This is a genomic window from Fictibacillus tiangongensis (assembly GCF_048083785.1).
GTDB lineage: Bacteria > Bacillota > Bacilli > Bacillales > Fictibacillaceae > Fictibacillus.
The window spans coordinates 1,230,704-1,247,357 of record NZ_CP182294.1; the positions used below are offsets into that span (position 1 = coordinate 1,230,704).

The window sequence follows — 16,654 nt, forward strand, 5'->3', positions numbered from 1 at the left end:
GTTGATGAACCTCGGTCTATAATTGGCCGGGGTATTTACTCATGTAAGGAGGTATTAAGATTGTTCCCAGAATATAAACGAAAAACACCTGAAGAGATCTTACGAGAATTAGAACAATTAAAAAGAGGTAAATTAAAAGTCTATATTGGTTCTGCTCCGGGAGTCGGGAAAACATATCGTTTGCTTCAAGAAGCTCATGAACTGAAGGCGGAGAGGATTGATGTACTCGTTGGACTTGTTGAAACACATAATAGAAAAGAAACAAGCGATCTAATTCGAGATCTAGAAATTGTTCCGAAAAAGAAAGTTCAATATAAAGGAAGATTGCTAGAAGAGATGGATACACAAGCGATTATTGAAAGAAACCCAGATGTAGTAATCGTGGACGAACTAGCACATACGAATGTTCCAACTTCACCGAACGAAAAAAGATACATGGATGTGGAGGAAATTTTACAAGCGGGTATTAATGTTATTTCCGCTGTAAACATCCAACACTTAGAAAGCTTGCATGATATTGTTGAGCAGATCACGGGTATAAAAGTAAGAGAACGGATTCCTGATCACGTTCTTCATGAAATGGCAAATGAAGTAATACTAGTAGACGTTACCCCAGAGATTCTTCGTAAAAGATTATCTGAAGGTAAAATTTATGACAAAAGTAAAATTGAACAGGCACTTACAAACTTTTTTACAGATAGCAATCTTGGCGCATTAAGAGAATTATCGTTGCGAGAGGTCGCTGATGATATTGATGAAAGAATTGGAAAAACAAGGATGCAAAACGGCCTTCAGAGTCCTACCGGCGTACATGAAAAAATCATGGTCTGCGTTCAATATGGTGGAAATGCCGAAAAATTAATTCGGAGAGGCTGGAGGATTGCGAGTAGACTAAAGACTGATCTACTCATCCTTCACGTTACAAACGAAGCATCTATGAACCGCTCACAGGAAGATCGAAAGAAGATTCAAAATTGGAAGAAGCTAGCTACTCAATTCAGCGCTACGTTTATTGTGGAACAAACGGATAAAAGAACGATTTCAGAGACCATTCGTGATATTGCTGTTGAAAATGGAATAACTCAGATCATATTAGGTCAATCTGCAAGAAGTCGATGGGAAGAGATTACAAAAGGATCGATTGTGAATAATATTATGAGGATTGCAACAGGCATTGATATACATATTGTTGCAGATCAAAACGAGAATTAGAAAGGGAAGAAAATGAATATAGCATTTTTTCTTTTACCAAAAAGTGAAGTAGTTTGTATACAAGCTGCATCAACAGTCAGACAGACTCTTGAAAAGATGGAACACCATCGATATACAGCAGTCCCTGTAATCGATGAAAACGGACGATATGTCAAAACAATCACAGAAGGTGACTTGTTATGGAAAATTAAGAATACAGAAGGTCTTACTTTTCAAACGAGCAATCACCATTACATTAAAGATATGAAGGTAAATAGAGATTATCAGCCTGTTCATATAGATGCTGAGATGGAAGATTTAATGATATTAGTTGAAGTGCAAAACTTTGTGCCTGTAGTTGATGACGACGAGGTATTTATCGGCATTATTCGTAGAATGGATATTATTCAATACTTAAGAAAAAAGTCAACGTAATAGATAGAAAAAATATGACCGGCTGGTAAGCCGGTCTCTAACTGGTGGGGAGGTTAGTCGTTGGAATATCTAACCTGAATTTATCATAACACGAACGTGTGTTCTTGTAAATGTGTAATCAATATTTTTTTCTTCTATATAGTACCTTTTAAGAGAGCAGTTCTTGTCAATAACATTGATAGGGCTTTTACCTTGTCGTTCTTTATGAAAAAAGCATACACTATATCTTAAAACCATACTGTTCTGATTTGTTAAGAAGGGATTGTCGTCAGGTGGATTATCTATATGAAACGTATATAAAAACAGAGAAACAGCGAGAATGGTTCAATAAGATTGATAATCTCTCTGGTGAATTTGCTGAGAGAGCGGACACATATGATCAAAAAGGTGAATTTCCATTTGAAAATGTTGATGAATTAAAACAAACGGGATACTTATCTCTAACCGTTCCAACTGAATTTGGAGGAGAAGGGTTAAGTTTGTATGAATTTGTTCTTTTACAAGAAAGGATCGCGACCGGTGACGCTGCTACTGCGTTGTGTCTCGGATGGCACCTCGGCTGTTTTTTAGAATTGGCTGAAGAGCGGACTTGGGATGAAGAAACTTTTAAGATGTTGTGTGAAAAAGTAGTGAATGAACAAATTTTAGTTAACAGGGCAGCAACGGAGCCAGCAACAGGAAGTCCTACTCGTGGAGGAATGCCGCAAACAACAGCCGTTCAGAAAGGGAATGAGTGGATCATAAATGGCAGGAAAACCTTCACTTCCATGGCACCTGCGCTCGATTATGTGATTGTTTCAGCGCAGATTGGTGATACAGGAAAAAAAGGGAACTTCATGATCTCTATGAAATCCGAAGGTGTGTCGATAGAAGAAACGTGGGACACTGTAGCGATGCGCGGAACTCGAAGTGATGATCTTATCCTGCAGGATGTAAAAGTGAGTAACAATGCTCTAGTCGAACAAGATCGAGGCAAAAACGAGCTGCCAAAAGCCTGGCTGCTTCATATTCCAGCATGTTACATCGGTGTTGCGATTGCAGCACGCAACGAAGCTGTTCACTTTGCGAAGAACTATAAACCTAATAGTCTTCCGGGACCGATTGGAGAAGTGCCTGAAGTGCAAAGAAAAGTGGGAGAGATGGAGCTAGAGCTCTTTCATGCGAGAGAAGTATTGTACAATGTTGCACTCAGATGGGTAAATGAGCCTCATTTTAGAATGCAAATGGGTCCAGAATTAATGGCAGCAAAACACATCGTAACAAATGCAGCAGCAAGAGTGGTTGATCTTGCCATGCGGATCGTTGGGGCAAGAAGTTTAGCTATGTCTAACCCCTTACAAAGACATTATCGTGATGTTCGAGCAGGACTTCATAACCCTCCGATGGATGATATGGTTATTAGTACATTAGCAAAAAGAGCACTAGAATAAAGCATGAAAGACACCTGCATAATTACAGGTGTCTTTTATTCGTTTGCTTACAAAGACTATAGGGATTCAATCTTTTCAACAAAACAAAATTCGTTTCCGAAAGGATCACCCACTCTAATCTCTTTAAAGCCATGTGCCTCTTCTAGTCCTGGTCTAGCAAATTTATAGTTCTTTTCAGCTAAGAATTGATGGTAGGCTTGTATACCTTCAACGTGTACCCTTAGTTTAATTCCAGGACTAGAATCACCATGATGCTCAGATAGATGTAGAGAACAATCCCCAAGTGACACCTGCATATAAATTGGAAAATCTTCTTCGTAACGATGTTCCCAATCTATCGAGAATCCAAGAAAATCTATGTAGAATTCCCTTGCCTTATTTTCATCAAATATTCGAAGGACAGGGATCGTGTTCTTAAATTGATATTCATTCATGAAGTATTCACTCTCCGGCTACTTTATTTCACTACTATTTCTCTTTATTCAACTAAATTCCCTTGTTTTTATGGAGGATTTTTCTTTTATTAGAAGAAATTTTATATAAAATAATTCTTTGTCATGAGGAGGGAATGTCCTTGAGTGAAAAGTTAATTCGTGTCGGTACGACTTATGTGCCTGTTAAGGATGTAGAACATTCTGCTAAATGGTACGAAGAAAAGCTTGGGGCTACGATAAGTTATGGTGATGATGAAAAAGCCATTCTTAATCTAGCAGACCAAAGTTTTTTTCTTGTGCGAGCATTAGAAGGTGAGAATTCAAACTTTACTGACTATAAAGGAAACAAAAGGTTTTCTTTAACGTTTGAAGTAGACGGGTTGGAAGATTTGTATACGTTGCATACTGAATTTAAAGAGCAGGGCATTCAAACAGGTGATATTGAAGATCGAGGACATACTGGGAAGAATTTTGTTTTTTCTGATCTAGAAGGGAATCTTTTTGATGTTTGGAGTGTTCTGAGTCCGAGATTTAAAGCTTTACAAAAAGAAGCTTTTTCAGAGATTGAAAGATGAGATGGGTAACAGGAATCCTGTTTTCGATAATAGGCATCTTATTGTTAACGCATGGACTAAACTTAAGAGAGATTGCAAAACACTCCGTGGACGGTGATGGCATCGGTGTTTATTTTTTAGGGATAGAGATCAATGAGAGTGTTCCTCCTGAAGATATACTATCCTATGCTAATGGGTTTATGGGATCTGGCGTGATATTTTTAATACTTGCTGTTTGCTTGTTTATCATCCTACTAAGTGAAAAAAGCACATTAAAGCCGATCACGACCAAAAAACAGGCTTGAGGATGAGAGGTTCTCGGGTAATGTATATGGTGAATGAATAAGGGAAGTGGGGAGGTGAGTATATGAAGAAAGTGAATATATTTGTCATCATTTGTTTATTCATTGCTTTTAGTCCTGCAGCTAAAGTGATGTCACCGACAACTACTGATACGAATGTTCAACTTTCTCACTTTACCCCTGAACCCCAAATACTAGTCGAATAAAAACAGAACCCGTTTTTTGAAAAGCGGGTTCTGTTTTTTCGTTATTGTTTTCCTGTAAGACCATACATGATAAACGCTACGATCTGATCAATTTCTTTTTCGTCATCCCATTCTTTATCCGAAAAAAGAAGAAAACGTGGCAAGATATAGCCTATGATACTTGATGCTGTCATGCGCATGATCGTTTCCGGAGGAAGAGAAACAATCTCTCCTTTTTCTTGGAAATGCTCGATGATCTTCTTGAATTTTTGATACACATGTTCAGTGAAAAGTTTTTGAAACGGTTCACGTAATTCATCATGAAACGCGATCTCTTGAATGAATATTTTTAAGACAGGAAACTGTTTTCGAACAAATTCCAGTCTGTTTTTAGCAACGACTCTTATAAAATCTTCATAATGTTCATATTCGTTCTCGAATACTTCTTTTGCAAAAGACTTTATGAAGAAAGGCGCCACGAATTTAGCGACTGTTGGTGTCACGATGGCGAGCAATAGCTCTTTCTTTGTTTTGAAATGACGAAAAATTGTACCTTCAGCAACTCCTGCTTTTTTTGCGATCTCACTCGTTGAAGAAGCGGCATATCCTTTTTCTGAGAATGTATCGATGGCAGCTTCAAGAATCTTTCGCTGTTTATCGCTCATTGCTGGAGCATCGTGTTCGTTAATTAGGTCATGAATCCACTCGGAATTGGACATTACAGCTACTCCTTTTATAATCGTACATTTTCTTCATTATAGACACTATTGATAGGCAGTACAAACGCTATACCTTAGAGTTTGCGGTGTTTTTTCAAGGCGAGTACATTTAGTATCATAAATAAAAGGGAGAAACCAATAAGGACGAGCACGTTTCCGTATACATCATTCCACCCGTCACCTTGAATCATAACATCCCGAATCGCTTCTCCTCCGTATGTTAAGGGCATAACAATGCTTAAAGGCTGAAGCCATTCTGTCATCGTTTCAATGGAAAACAAACCTGAGAAAAATACTTGAGGCACAACGACAAGCGGGATGAACTGAATCATCTGTAGTTCATTGGTGGCAAAAGCAGAAAGCAGAGTTCCAAGAGAAAGTGCGGTTATCGCAAGCATGAGTGTAATTAAAATAACTAACCAAATAGACCCAGCCATCATGATATCAAGAACATAGATCGCAAACGAAACAATGATAGCCGATTGTAAAATGGTGAAAATGCCAAAGCCTAATACATAGCCAACTACCAACTCCCATCTACGCATCGGGGTAGCGAGCAGCCGCTCAAGTGTTCCAGTCGTTCTTTCGCGTAAAAATGATACCCCAGAGATTAAGAATACGAAAAAGAAAATGAAAAAACCGATCAAGAACGGACCGATATAGTCAAAAGTTTCCATATCAGCAGAACCATGCAAATAATTGATTTCGGGGATGTTTTTTGTTTTTTCAGTGTCTTGATTCGGAAGTGATCTCAAGGCTTTTTCAATCGTAGTGATCGAAGACTTATTTGCTGCAGGATTACTTCCTTCCAGCGTAATAGAGAGAGAGGGTAATGTTGTAACTTCAAGAACAGCATCAAGTTTTTCATCTGCTAAATCTTGGTGGGCTATTGACGCTTTTTGATAAGAGATGAAAGCTTTTTCTGACGATTTCAGTTGATTTAAAATTTTTTGATCACTTACAACCCCGATTTTAGGTTCATAGTCATTGCTTGAGAAAACGAGATTCACGAGCGTTAAGATGAGAAGAGGAGCAATAAACATCATGGCAAGCGTGCGTTTGTCCCTTATGAATTGTCTGATGATCCTAATGACTAATGCTTTAATTCTCATAGTGGACACCTCCAAAATAGAGAAATGCGTCTTCAATTGAAGCACTTGATGTAACATTCTTCAATTCTTGTGGTGTTCCAGAGGCGATTAGTTTTCCATCACGAAGCATTCCCAGCCGATCGCATTTTTCAGCTTCATCCATTACATGTGTGGTAACTAGAATCGTAGTTCCGCTCTTACTTAACTTATAAAGTTCATCCCATATTGATTGCCGGAGCACGGGATCAATTCCTACAGTAGGTTCATCAAGAATGAGGATATGTGGTTCATGTAAGAGTGCAGCAGCTAAAGATAATCTTCGTTTCATGCCGCCGGAATATTGATTGACTGGTTTTTGTAGAAAGCTTGAAAGGTTCACGAGTTCAGTAACCTGATGAATCCTTTCTTTTTGTTTTTGTCCTTTTAGTCCATAAATGGATGAGAAGAATTCAAGGTTTTCCCTTCCGCTTAATTCTCCGTAAAGAGCGTCAGATTGAGCCATAAATCCAATTTGCGTCATAATATTAAGATTAGGCATGGTTGAATCGAGAACACTTATATGGCCAGAAGTGGGAATTTCAATCCCCGCGATCATCTTAACTAATGTTGTTTTTCCAGCTCCTGAAGGACCCAGCAATCCATAGATTTCATTTTTATTTACGGTTAGGTCGATGTTCTTCAATACTTGATGAGACCGATAATTCTTAGAAACATTTGCTACTTTAATAACAGAATCCATATTAAGCCTCCTCTAACGAGATTAAAAAGTGAGTACTCACTCATTTATTTCATCATATGTTATTGGAGGGATTTTGGTCAAGTGAGTAATCACTTATTGTTACGAAAAACAATTATGGTGAACTTTGTACGGAAGTATATAATTTAACGAAAAAAATAGGGCAATCTTTTGGCGGGGATATTGAATTTTATAGAAGCCGTCTTATTGGTAGTAAAGGTCGTTCACTTGAAGTGATGGTCGGATCAGGGCGTGTTTTAATTCCGTTACTAGAAGCAGGTATTTCGATTGATGGAATGGACGCTTCGGCAGAAATGTTAGCTGCATGTAAGGCTAGTCTTTCAGAAAGAGGACTATCTGCCAAATTATATTGTGGTCATCTTCAACAATTAGAACTGCCATTGAAATATGAAAACATTATTATTCCGAGTGGCTCTTTTTTACTTATAGAAAAGCGTGATGAGTCTTTGACAGCACTCAGAGCAATGTTTAATCATCTTGTTGAAGGTGGTACCTTATTATTTGATATTTTCTTACCAACAGAAAATTTTGAAGCTGGAAAAGCAATTCGTACGATGACAGTAAATTGTCCGAATGACAATTTGATTACCATGGAAGAAAAATTGGTGGAAGTGAACTTTTTAGATCAATATAAGGTGTCTTATTTAAAGTATGAAAAATGGCGGAAGGGTAGTCTGATTCAAACTGAGCTTCAACGCTTTGCAATTCGATGGTATGGCATTGAAGAAATGAAATTGATATTAAAAGATGTTGGGTTTTCACAGGTTAAGGTTATCGCAGATTTTGAATGTGGTAAGGAACCTACTCATGCTAGGCAAAACTTCGTATTTGAAGCAATAAAATAAAGGAAAAACCATTCGCTTTTAAAGGCGAATGGTTTTTTTGTATTTTTAGTTTGAGTCTTGAGTTCTCTTGTAACGATATTGCTGCCATCTAAACCTAATAAAGCATCCGATACAAAAGCCGAGTATCGCTACAAAAGAAGCTGTTGCAACCATGATAGTAGCAATCCATGCTACAGTACTCCAACCTACTAAATAACTCAAAAAACCTACTGCGAGAAGCGAAATCGCAATCAGCTGATTAAACTGCTGCTGTTCCTTATCCTCTGGAATGTACGCAGAAGGTGTCTTTTTTAAAAAGAATGCAGCAGCTTTCATTATGGGATTGTAATCAAAAAACATTCCTAGGAGACCGGCAACTAAAGGAAGTAATAAGAACCATGGTTGACCAGATAGCCAAGTAGCTAGTGTAGATAAAAAAATGAACCATTGATTTGTTCGAACTAAAGGTCTTGGGATAGAAATAGAAGAGTGAGTCAAATTAATCCGACCTTTCTTATATGTTTAGTTACTTTATTGTAAATGTATTCGTGAGGAATGTGAAGTGTTAATCCTTATGTATGTTAGAAGGGGATTGTTTGTTGCACCAAGAATGTCTTATTAAGAGGTGAGAAATATGAAGACAAAAAGAGACGATCGTGATGTACATATTCAGTATGTAGAGGAAATTAAAGAAAAGCTCCAAAATGATACTTTTGCAAAATGGTTAGGTATCGAATTATTAGAGATTGGTCCTGGTAAAGCAGAAGCAAAAATGACGATCTCTGAAAATATGCTTAATGCTCATGGCACAGCACATGGTGCGGTGTTATTCGCTCTCGCTGATTTTGTCTTTGCTGTAGCTTGTAATTCCTATGGAAAAACATCAGTGGGACTTTCTGTTAATATTGGATACCTCGCTGCATGCCAAATGGGTGATAACATTACGGCAAGAGCAACAGAGATCAAACGTAATCATCGGACCTCTTGGTATGAAGTGAGCGTGGAAAATGATAAAGAACTTGTTGCTCATGTAAGTGCTCTGTCTTATCGGAAGAACGAATATTTTGTAGGAATAGAAGAAGATTAAGTTGGCTATTTCATCGCTCTTAAGGTAAAAGACGACGAAGTCAGGTAAACACCTGACTTCGTCGTCTTGTTTTATCTTAATGTTTTTTTAATATACTTGATTGTCTTTCTAAGATCTTCAGCAGTAGGTCTTCCAAACGGTCCTGTTTGAATATCAAAATAGACGACTCGTTTTTGATCATCTACTAAGAATAATGCTGGTTCTCCATGTTCACCATGATCGTCATATAGTTTTCCGTTGTGGTACTGAACGCCATAAGGTTCTCCTGCAACTCGATCTATATCACTAAAGACGGGAAAAGAAAGAGCATGTTTTTCTTTCATCTTCTTCAAATTTTGTTCTTCATCAGTAGAAATCGCTATGATGTGAGTATTCAATTCATTAAATGTTTCAATATTTTGCTCTAACTCTTTCAATTGATCGTTACATACGGGGCACCATTCTCCTCTAAAAAAGACAAGTAAGTGAAAACGATTATCTTTTTCAAGGTGGTTATGAAGTGAGAAAGATTCTCCATTTTCAAGTTTAATCGTAAAGTCTGGTGCTGTGTCTCCTGTTTGTATCATGAACATCCCTCCATTATATGTTTCTTCTCTAGCTATTCCTCTTGCTGAAAATTTTAAACTCTTAAGTTATTTGATTCTCTAAAAATCAGTCTCAATACTAGGTCATATCTAAGTCTAGATGAGGAAAGAAGTAATAAAATGATAGATGGATTAATGACTTTATTCCTATTTTAAGTTAAAACTTTTAAAAATTAGTAGTATATATTTGTTTTTGTTAGAATAGTAAAATTCTTCTTTATTTTCTGTAAATTGGGCACTATATTAGAAATTGTAGTTCAACACCAAATTAGAGGAGTGAAGTAAATGATTAAGAAGATTGCCACGATGGCAGCGGTTTTACCTTTAGTAGTTTCTCTAGCAACACCAGCGGCAGCAGCAAAAAGTACAGAGGTGAAAGCAAATGTTACACCTCAAGAAATTATCGTTAAATTTAAAGACAACGTGTCAGAGTCAAAAGTGAAATCGTTAGCAGTAAAAGGGAAAGATGAAGTAAAAGAAAAAGGTTCTAAGTTTCATGTCATTAAAGTTAAAGATGGAAACGTAGATGCAGCCATTGCAGAATATGAAGCGAGTGGAGATGTAGAGTATGCGGAGCCAAACTATACATACCATGCGAGCTGGACTCCAAATGATACGTATTTCTCAAATGGAGTGCAATATGCACCTCAAAAAGTAAGTGCTCAATCAGCTTGGGACATCACACGCGGTTCATCTACTACAAAAATTGCAATCATCGATACAGGGGTTGATTACAATCACCCTGATCTAGCGGGTAAAGTTATTAAAGGATATGACTATGTAAGTGATGATTGGGATCCAATGGATCAAAATGATCATGGAACACATGCTGCAGGTATCGCAGCAGCTGCAACGAATAACGCGAGAGGTATCGCAGGAATGGCGCCAAACGTATCCATCTATGCAGTTCGTGTACTAGATGCGAACGGAAGCGGATCTCTTGATGATGTTGCAAACGGAATCTATCATGCTGTAGATAACGGAGCAAAAGTAGTTTCACTTAGCCTTGGCGGACCTGGATCTGCTACTTCATTACAAAACGCTGTAAACTATGCGGTTTCTAGAGGAGTAGTTGTAGTTGCGGCAGCTGGTAACGAAAACACTTCTGCACCGAGCTATCCAGCTTACTATTCAGGTGCAATTGCAGTAGCTGCAACTGACCGTAATGATCTTCGTGCTTCATTCTCTAACTATGGATCTTGGGTTGATGTTGCTGCTCCTGGTGTAGACATCGCTTCTACTGTACGAAATGGTGGATATGCGTACATGTCTGGTACATCAATGGCTTGTCCTCTAGTAGCAGGTATTGCAGGATTACTTGCTTCACAAGGAAGAAGTGCTTCTAATATCCGTGCTGCTATCGAGAACACAGCAGATCCTATCTCAGGGACAGGATCTTACTACTCTAAAGGTCGTGTGAACGCAGCAGACGCAGTTCGCTACTAATCTATTCTTTATATTTCCAAGCTCCCGAGACTAGAGCTGTTCTAGTCTTGGGAGTTTCTGTTTGCAATAGTTTAATAGAACTAACAAACCTTGTCGAATGGTGTTGGAATTTAAGGATAAGGACATATGTTCGCATTGCGTAAAATGTCGATGTAGACTTAATAGCTCATTTTAAAGACAGGACTTGTGGTAACTTTTAACAGTTTGGTAGAATAGTAATAAGCCACTCAACAAGAATCCTTATTCTTAAAAGTTTTACACCAATGGGAAGGAGGGTTATGTTATCACTAAAATTGTCTTAACAGTCACTTGCTTTACAAAACATTCTTTTTCTAAATAAAAGGAGGTAAAGAAGATGAGTGAAGTCCGTTTGATCCCGTTTGTGTTAGAAGAAGTAATAGAAGTATCAAAAGAAGAGATTCCATACGGAGTCGAGATGATCAATGCACCTGCGTTCTGGCGTGATGGTGAAAAAGGACAGGGCGTAGTTGTTGCCGTATTAGATACTGGCTGTGACACAAGCCATCCGGAACTTGCTGAACGTATCATTGATGGACGAAATTTTGTTGATGGGAATGCCGATGATTATCAAGATGCCCATTATCATGGTACACATGTGGCAGGTACGATTGCAGCTACATTAAACAATGCTGGTGTAGCGGGTGTGGCACCAGATGTGAAACTCTTGATCTGCAGAGTTCTTGGTAAAGATGGCGGTGGATCCTACCAAGGGATCATCGACGCTATTGATTACTCCGTTAAATGGAGAGGGGAAAATGGGGAAAGAGTACGTGTGATCTCTATGTCACTTGGTGGACCAACAGATGTACCTGAGCTACATGAAGCGATTCAAAGAGCCGTATTGGAAGATGTGCTTGTAGTCTGTGCAGCAGGTAACGAAGGGGATAATAAGGAAAATACGAATGAGCATGCTTATCCTGGCGCGTATAAAGAGGTCGTTCAAGTGGGTGCAGTGGATGCTAAAATGAAACTTGCCCCGTTTTCAAACACCAATGATGAGATTGACCTGGTTGCTCCGGGCGTTGATGTTGTTTCTACTTATCCAGGAAATAAATATGCAAAGTTATCTGGAACTTCAATGGCGACGCCTCATGTATCAGGAGCAGCTGCATTAATGATTGAACGGGAAGAAAAATTGTTTGGCCGTGAACTTTCAGAAGCTGAGGTCTATGCTCAATTGGTAAAAAATACGTTAAGTATCGGACTAACAAAGAAAGCAGAAGGAAATGGCTTGTTAGTATTAAATGCACAAGAAAAAGCAGTTTGCGATCAGGAGAATTTAAGAGCGATGAGAACTCCTATTGAAACGGCTGCATCGAAAGAGTCAGAATCATAATTATTTGCCCCGTTTCTTAGGAAGAAAGGGCGTGTATGGGGATGGCGTATAAGATTATTGCGTTGCTGATCAGCTTTGCAACTCTTTGTATTAGAATTTATGAAGAGATAAGAAGACGTGCAAAGCACAGAGCAAAAGAAGAAGAGCTTCAAAAGAAAAAGAAAAGAAAACGAAAGAAAGCAGTGAAGAAAAAGGAAAAGGAAAGTGCTTAAATGAATAGATGGATTGAAAGCTGATTCTGTGAGAGATAGTATTCACATGAATCAGCTTTTTTGTCGTTCTATTAACTTGTACTCAAAAAAACTGCCATCGTATAATTGTTGCTCTTTAAAGTTAGTTGGTTTCCGCTGCAGGCAGGTTGTTCGTTTTTCTTAGGGAGAACAAATTTTCAATACATACTAGAAAGTTGCTTCTATGATTTGAAAAGGAGTAATATATGAGCACTACTGTAAAATAGAGAGGAACTCATAACTATGTTTTTATTAGGTGTTCTATTTGTAATCATAATAGCCGTATTTTTGTTCACTATGTTTCATCCTGTTTTTGGAAAGAAACCTTCAAAACAGGATAGGAGCACCTATGAATCCCTTGAACACTATCAAAAGGGTGCTTTTACTAATCAGATAGAAACAGTGATGACAACCGATCTACGTTCTATGCTCCCTGTATTAAAAGAATTTTTAAGTGGAAACCCGAATCGTCAGCCTAAGAAAGCAATTCCTATAAATTCGTTTCAGTTACCTGATGAAGCAAATCAAGAAACAAGAGTAACTTGGTTTGGACATTCAGCATTATTGATAGAGATGGACGGAAAACGCATACTTCTCGATCCTATGTTTGGCTCCGCGCCGTCGCCAGTTCCTTGGTTTGGAAACAAACGTTATAGCAAAGAACTGCCTTTTAAAGTTGAAGAACTTCCCCAAGTGGATCTAGTGGTTTTGTCACATGATCATTATGATCATCTGGATTATGGAACCATCAAACAACTTAAACATAAAGTGAAAAATTTTGCAGTCCCCCTTGGCGTTGCTGGACATTTAAAGCGGTGGGGAGTGGAACCAGACCGTATAAAAGAATGTAACTGGTGGGATGAGATACAGTTTTCAGGAATTTCATTAATCTGCTCGCCTGCACGACATTTTTCAGGAAGAAGCATATCGGATCGTAATTCTACCCTTTGGTGTTCTTGGATTATAAAAGGAAAGGATTCCAACATTTATTTTAGTGGGGACAGTGGATATGGACCACACTTTAAGGAGATTGGGAAACGATATGGACCTTTTGACCTCACTTTGATGGAATGTGGACAATATCATGAGAAGTGGGCTGCGATACATATGATGCCTGAAGAAACAGTACAAGCTCATCTTGATGTAAGAGGCACGGTCATGATACCGATTCATTGGGGTGCTTTTACACTGTCTTTGCACAATTGGACAGACCCTGTTGAAAGGGCTGTAAATGCAACAACAAAACTAAATGTAAAAATATGTACGCCAGAGATTGGTGAGACCGTTACCATTGGCTCAGAGTCATTAGCTGGATCAAAGTGGTGGAGAGAGAATACAAATATTTAAAAAAGAGTGCTCTTCACTGTGAAGAGCACTCTTGCAAGTATTCATTAACTTTTCCACAACTCCAACAGCGGGCCATCACTTCCAAAGAGAGGATCCCTATCAGGTAAGGGAACAAGCATAATATCATCTAATACAGCTGGTCGATCATCAGGTTCACCTTTTTTAAGGTTGTGGTCCATTCCATTCGGGTAAGCTCCGGCTACATTAAAATCAGTGCTGCATCCTATACATTTATGTCCGGTACCGGCAGGGAGAACGATAACATCACCTTTTGAAACAGTAACAGAAACGCCATCTTCTCCTCCAAGAAGGAGAACCGCCTCACCGCTAATAACACCTAGAACTTCATGGGTATTGCTATGATAATGATGATAATCATAGACACCATTCTTCCAACCATTTGTCCAGCCGTTTTGTTCAAAGACGTCTAATGCATCCTGCGGTTCTTTTAATTTTCCTACGTATAACAAAACGGGCCAGGAAGGATGATTTGGAATCGTCCCATCGTCTGTAAAAAATAAAGTTTTAACATCTTCACTTAGCATTTTCATAACCACTAAACCCCTCCCCTGTTTTCGTATCCATTCCCTTATTTTTATGAAAAGAAACCATTCTACTTTCGAGAAATAGTATAGGAGAAAAAAGAAATTACGAGCAATAATGCGAAATTCCTCATTAAATGACGAAAACTTATGTGTGAAAAAAAGTTTTCTTTTGTGTGAAAAGAGGTATTAGATAGTTACGGTATGATAATGTTAGTGAAAGGTGGAAATCAGTATGAAGTACAAAGCGAAGGACTGGCTCCGGTTAACGCCGAATGAGAGATACCTGCTTTTATTCGCTGTTTCCCAACTTCAGAAAAAGCTCAGAGCAGGTTAAAAGAACTAAAAAAATAAATGTAAGGCGTTTTCGTTGCCACAACTCCCCCTTGTTTGGTTAAAATAAGAATACAAGATAAACAGGGAGGAACACAGGATGATGACTGACCTCAATACATGGTTTGATAAAGGCATGACGCGCTATGCATATATCCATTCAATGAAAACACACAAGGAAAACTTGCTGACGATATATAATTCATTCGTGCTACCTGAACCTATGAAAGATGCGTTGCAAGGCATCCAAAAAAACCGGTTGAGAGCGATCGTAATCACCGAAGATTGGTGTGGTGATGCGATGTTGAATCTTCCTGTTTTTATGCGCATGGCAGATGAAGCACTTATTGATATCCGCTTTATCTTACGTGACCAGCATCCGGAATTAATGGATCGATACTTAACAGCAAAAGCAAAATCAATTCCTATCATCATCTTTATTGATGAGAAGGGAAAAGAAGTTGTAAAGTGGGGACCACGTGCGCCAAAATTGCAGCAAATTGTTGAAGAGCGCAAAAAGAAGATACCTTCAAAAGAAGACCCACGTTACGAAAAAGCCTTCAAGCTATTTGCTGATCGAATCTCTAGTCTGTTTACGACTGACCATGCCCTTTGGGAAGAAGTAAGCCTTGATATTATAAAAAAATTATTAGCTAAACTAAATGTTAACAGCCTGTAAAACGGCTGTTTTTTTGTTTGTGTTAAAATAGAGAAATTGATGAAATCTATAGAAACGAAGTTCGAGGTGTACGATGAAAAAGAAAGCGAAGGTTATTATTCTAGCTGGATTTTTAGGAAGCGGAAAAACGACGTTGCTCAAACAGCTGCTGTCGTATGAAAAAGAACATAATCATAAAACAGCTGTATTAATGAATGAGATTGGGAAAGTTTCAATCGATTCTGATTCTGTTCCAGAAGGTGTTCCGCTTAAAGAGCTTCTCAACGGCTGTATTTGCTGTTCTTTATCAGATCAACTTGAAAAACAGCTTTGGGGACTTTGTAAAGAGAATGAGCTTGATACGTTAATTATTGAAGCAACAGGAGTCGCTCATCCGATTGATGTACTTGATGCCTGTTTGTCACCTTATCTAATCGACGACCTGCAGATATTAGGAATCATCTCAATCATGGACGCACCTCGATGGCTGGACCGAGAAAGTATGAATGTTCAGGCTAGAATGCTTATGCTTGAGCAGGTTAAGCACGCAGATTATATCGTGTGGAACAAAATAAGCGGTTTGACGGAGAAAGAGAAGAAGCTGCTTGCGAGTGACGCATCAAGATTGAATGAAGGCACTCCATTTGTGTTAACAGATTTTGCGAATGTAGAACTGTCTCAACTTTTTTCACTTTCCGTAAAGAAGCGATCAGATCATCAGTCTGTTTCCACAGATAAATTGAAGGTCAAAACTTTTATCTATTCGTTTAAAGGACCTGTTAATAAAGAGTTGTTTGAAAACTGGCTGCGTAATGTACCCTCATCGATCTACAGAATCAAAGGGTATATTCAGTTTGAAAATCAAATTTATCTTTTCCAATACTCATATGGCTTGCCTACTTACGAAAAAGAATTGATGAAGATGCCACTAAGACTTGTGTTTATTGGAGAAGACCTTGATCCTGATCAGTTAACAAGAGGGCTGAGTGAAGTTGAAGTAGAAAGTAAATAAAGAAAACACTTGTGACTTCTGGGTTACAAGTGTTTTTTTGCTTTTTTATTATCCTAATCTTTTTATTATCCTAATCCAATTAACTCATTTTGTTCACTGTAATCTCTCCTTTGTAAAGAAATTTAGTTTATTTTAT

Annotated in this window: 21 protein-coding genes; 14 read left to right on the plus strand and 7 right to left on the minus strand. The window is 38.2% G+C overall.

The features are described 5' to 3' along the window. Positions 1-60: 60 nt before the first annotated feature. The 3 genes from kdpDN (at position 61) to ACNJYY_RS06760 (ending at position 3,056) form a co-directional block, all read left to right on the plus strand. Positions 61-1,212, plus strand: coding sequence for a KdpD-like non-kinase potassium sensor (kdpDN, locus tag ACNJYY_RS06750; RefSeq protein WP_416731092.1), 1,152 nt, complete (start codon positions 61-63; stop codon positions 1,210-1,212). A gap of 12 nt (positions 1,213-1,224) precedes the next feature. Beyond that, a complete protein-coding gene (locus ACNJYY_RS06755; protein ID WP_416731093.1) occupies positions 1,225-1,626 on the plus strand; it encodes a CBS domain-containing protein in 402 nt (133 codons plus the stop codon). Between the two features lie 272 nt (positions 1,627-1,898). Further along, on the plus strand, positions 1,899-3,056 hold the full coding sequence (locus ACNJYY_RS06760) for an acyl-CoA dehydrogenase family protein (RefSeq protein ID WP_416731094.1): 1,158 nt from the start codon (positions 1,899-1,901) through the stop codon (positions 3,054-3,056). A gap of 56 nt (positions 3,057-3,112) precedes the next feature. Here ACNJYY_RS06760 and ACNJYY_RS06765 read toward each other — a convergent pair whose 3' ends face one another. After that, positions 3,113-3,490 carry a glyoxalase superfamily protein gene (locus tag ACNJYY_RS06765; RefSeq protein WP_416731095.1) on the minus strand — a complete coding sequence of 126 codons (378 nt, stop codon included), beginning with the start codon at positions 3,488-3,490 and terminating at the stop codon, positions 3,113-3,115. A 140-nt stretch (positions 3,491-3,630) separates the two neighbouring features. On the opposite strand from ACNJYY_RS06765, the gene ACNJYY_RS06770 reads away from it, so the two are divergent. The 3 genes from ACNJYY_RS06770 (at position 3,631) to ACNJYY_RS06780 (ending at position 4,552) form a co-directional block, all read left to right on the plus strand. Continuing rightward, on the plus strand, positions 3,631-4,065 hold the full coding sequence (locus tag ACNJYY_RS06770) for a VOC family protein (protein ID WP_416731096.1): 435 nt from the start codon (positions 3,631-3,633) through the stop codon (positions 4,063-4,065). Further along, positions 4,062-4,349: a hypothetical protein gene (locus ACNJYY_RS06775; protein ID WP_416731097.1), complete on the plus strand. Its 288-nt coding sequence runs from the start codon at positions 4,062-4,064 to the stop codon at positions 4,347-4,349. The genes ACNJYY_RS06770 and ACNJYY_RS06775 overlap by 4 nt, the downstream gene beginning before the upstream one ends. A 62-nt stretch (positions 4,350-4,411) precedes the next feature. Then, entirely contained in the window at positions 4,412-4,552 is a 141-nt protein-coding gene (locus ACNJYY_RS06780; protein WP_416731098.1) for a hypothetical protein, read from the plus strand. A 41-nt stretch (positions 4,553-4,593) separates the two neighbouring features. On the opposite strand, the gene ACNJYY_RS06785 is transcribed toward ACNJYY_RS06780, so the two are convergent. From ACNJYY_RS06785 to ACNJYY_RS06795, 3 genes are all read right to left on the minus strand, one after another. Then, the gene (locus ACNJYY_RS06785; RefSeq protein ID WP_416731099.1) at positions 4,594-5,250 is read right to left on the minus strand and encodes a TetR/AcrR family transcriptional regulator; all 657 of its coding nucleotides are present in this window, start codon (positions 5,248-5,250) and stop codon (positions 4,594-4,596) included. Between the two features lie 74 nt (positions 5,251-5,324). Then, on the minus strand, positions 5,325-6,362 hold the full coding sequence (locus ACNJYY_RS06790) for an ABC transporter permease (protein WP_416731100.1): 1,038 nt from the start codon (positions 6,360-6,362) through the stop codon (positions 5,325-5,327). After that, entirely contained in the window at positions 6,352-7,080 is a 729-nt protein-coding gene (locus ACNJYY_RS06795) for an ABC transporter ATP-binding protein (RefSeq protein ID WP_416731101.1), read from the minus strand. The genes ACNJYY_RS06790 and ACNJYY_RS06795 overlap by 11 nt, the downstream gene beginning before the upstream one ends. 95 nt (positions 7,081-7,175) lie before the next feature. On the opposite strand from ACNJYY_RS06795, the gene ACNJYY_RS06800 reads away from it, so the two are divergent. Continuing rightward, positions 7,176-7,943, plus strand: a complete 768-nt coding sequence (locus tag ACNJYY_RS06800) for a class I SAM-dependent methyltransferase (protein ID WP_416731819.1) — start codon at positions 7,176-7,178, stop codon at positions 7,941-7,943. Between the two features lie 45 nt (positions 7,944-7,988). Here ACNJYY_RS06800 and ACNJYY_RS06805 read toward each other — a convergent pair whose 3' ends face one another. After that, on the minus strand, positions 7,989-8,420 hold the full coding sequence (locus ACNJYY_RS06805) for a DUF4395 domain-containing protein (RefSeq protein ID WP_416731102.1): 432 nt from the start codon (positions 8,418-8,420) through the stop codon (positions 7,989-7,991). A 136-nt stretch (positions 8,421-8,556) separates the two neighbouring features. On the opposite strand from ACNJYY_RS06805, the gene ACNJYY_RS06810 reads away from it, so the two are divergent. Continuing rightward, on the plus strand, positions 8,557-9,009 hold the full coding sequence (locus tag ACNJYY_RS06810; protein WP_416731103.1) for a PaaI family thioesterase: 453 nt from the start codon (positions 8,557-8,559) through the stop codon (positions 9,007-9,009). Positions 9,010-9,080: 71 nt separating this feature from the next. Here ACNJYY_RS06810 and ACNJYY_RS06815 read toward each other — a convergent pair whose 3' ends face one another. Further along, entirely contained in the window at positions 9,081-9,575 is a 495-nt protein-coding gene (locus tag ACNJYY_RS06815; RefSeq protein WP_416731104.1) for a peroxiredoxin family protein, read from the minus strand. 303 nt (positions 9,576-9,878) lie between these two features. Here ACNJYY_RS06815 and ACNJYY_RS06820 point away from each other — a divergent pair, with 303 nt between their 5' ends. The 4 genes from ACNJYY_RS06820 to ACNJYY_RS06835 all read left to right on the plus strand — a co-directional run bounded on the left by ACNJYY_RS06820 (position 9,879) and on the right by ACNJYY_RS06835 (position 13,973). Further along, positions 9,879-11,039, plus strand: a complete 1,161-nt coding sequence (locus ACNJYY_RS06820; protein WP_416731105.1) for a S8 family peptidase — start codon at positions 9,879-9,881, stop codon at positions 11,037-11,039. A 355-nt stretch (positions 11,040-11,394) separates the two neighbouring features. After that, positions 11,395-12,396, plus strand: coding sequence for a S8 family peptidase (locus ACNJYY_RS06825; protein WP_416731106.1), 1,002 nt, complete (start codon positions 11,395-11,397; stop codon positions 12,394-12,396). 35 nt (positions 12,397-12,431) lie between these two features. Then, positions 12,432-12,608: a hypothetical protein gene (locus ACNJYY_RS06830; RefSeq protein WP_416731107.1), complete on the plus strand. Its 177-nt coding sequence runs from the start codon at positions 12,432-12,434 to the stop codon at positions 12,606-12,608. A gap of 261 nt (positions 12,609-12,869) precedes the next feature. Next, positions 12,870-13,973, plus strand: a complete 1,104-nt coding sequence (locus ACNJYY_RS06835) for an MBL fold metallo-hydrolase (RefSeq protein ID WP_416731108.1) — start codon at positions 12,870-12,872, stop codon at positions 13,971-13,973. 44 nt (positions 13,974-14,017) lie between these two features. On the opposite strand, the gene ACNJYY_RS06840 is transcribed toward ACNJYY_RS06835, so the two are convergent. Then, complete coding sequence (locus ACNJYY_RS06840) at positions 14,018-14,524, minus strand: cupin domain-containing protein (RefSeq protein ID WP_416731109.1); 507 nt, start codon at positions 14,522-14,524, stop codon at positions 14,018-14,020. A 424-nt stretch (positions 14,525-14,948) separates the two neighbouring features. Here ACNJYY_RS06840 and ACNJYY_RS06845 point away from each other — a divergent pair, with 424 nt between their 5' ends. Both ACNJYY_RS06845 and ACNJYY_RS06850 read left to right on the plus strand, forming a co-directional pair. Continuing rightward, a complete protein-coding gene (locus ACNJYY_RS06845; RefSeq protein WP_231607455.1) occupies positions 14,949-15,527 on the plus strand; it encodes a thioredoxin family protein in 579 nt (192 codons plus the stop codon). A gap of 73 nt (positions 15,528-15,600) precedes the next feature. After that, on the plus strand, positions 15,601-16,518 hold the full coding sequence (locus tag ACNJYY_RS06850) for a CobW family GTP-binding protein (RefSeq protein ID WP_416731110.1): 918 nt from the start codon (positions 15,601-15,603) through the stop codon (positions 16,516-16,518). Positions 16,519-16,654 lie beyond the last annotated feature (136 nt).

What these genes read in the sequence shown, in the direction of transcription:
- ACNJYY_RS06755 (WP_416731093.1), top strand. Translation starts at nt 1,225, where the DNA reads ATGAATATAGCATTTTTTCTTTTACCAAAAAGTGAAGTAGTTTGTATA.
- ACNJYY_RS06765 (WP_416731095.1), bottom strand. Translation starts at nt 3,490, where the DNA reads ATGAATGAATATCAATTTAAGAACACGATCCCTGTCCTTCGAATATTT.
- ACNJYY_RS06775 (WP_416731097.1), top strand. Translation starts at nt 4,062, where the DNA reads ATGAGATGGGTAACAGGAATCCTGTTTTCGATAATAGGCATCTTATTG.
- ACNJYY_RS06780 (WP_416731098.1), top strand. Translation starts at nt 4,412, where the DNA reads ATGAAGAAAGTGAATATATTTGTCATCATTTGTTTATTCATTGCTTTT.
- ACNJYY_RS06785 (WP_416731099.1), bottom strand. Translation starts at nt 5,250, where the DNA reads ATGTCCAATTCCGAGTGGATTCATGACCTAATTAACGAACACGATGCT.
- ACNJYY_RS06790 (WP_416731100.1), bottom strand. Translation starts at nt 6,362, where the DNA reads ATGAGAATTAAAGCATTAGTCATTAGGATCATCAGACAATTCATAAGG.
- ACNJYY_RS06795 (WP_416731101.1), bottom strand. Translation starts at nt 7,080, where the DNA reads ATGGATTCTGTTATTAAAGTAGCAAATGTTTCTAAGAATTATCGGTCT.
- ACNJYY_RS06810 (WP_416731103.1), top strand. Translation starts at nt 8,557, where the DNA reads ATGAAGACAAAAAGAGACGATCGTGATGTACATATTCAGTATGTAGAG.
- ACNJYY_RS06815 (WP_416731104.1), bottom strand. Translation starts at nt 9,575, where the DNA reads ATGATACAAACAGGAGACACAGCACCAGACTTTACGATTAAACTTGAA.
- ACNJYY_RS06820 (WP_416731105.1), top strand. Translation starts at nt 9,879, where the DNA reads ATGATTAAGAAGATTGCCACGATGGCAGCGGTTTTACCTTTAGTAGTT.
- ACNJYY_RS06825 (WP_416731106.1), top strand. Translation starts at nt 11,395, where the DNA reads ATGAGTGAAGTCCGTTTGATCCCGTTTGTGTTAGAAGAAGTAATAGAA.
- ACNJYY_RS06830 (WP_416731107.1), top strand. Translation starts at nt 12,432, where the DNA reads ATGGGGATGGCGTATAAGATTATTGCGTTGCTGATCAGCTTTGCAACT.
- ACNJYY_RS06835 (WP_416731108.1), top strand. Translation starts at nt 12,870, where the DNA reads ATGTTTTTATTAGGTGTTCTATTTGTAATCATAATAGCCGTATTTTTG.
- ACNJYY_RS06840 (WP_416731109.1), bottom strand. Translation starts at nt 14,524, where the DNA reads ATGAAAATGCTAAGTGAAGATGTTAAAACTTTATTTTTTACAGACGAT.
- ACNJYY_RS06845 (WP_231607455.1), top strand. Translation starts at nt 14,949, where the DNA reads ATGATGACTGACCTCAATACATGGTTTGATAAAGGCATGACGCGCTAT.
- ACNJYY_RS06850 (WP_416731110.1), top strand. Translation starts at nt 15,601, where the DNA reads ATGAAAAAGAAAGCGAAGGTTATTATTCTAGCTGGATTTTTAGGAAGC.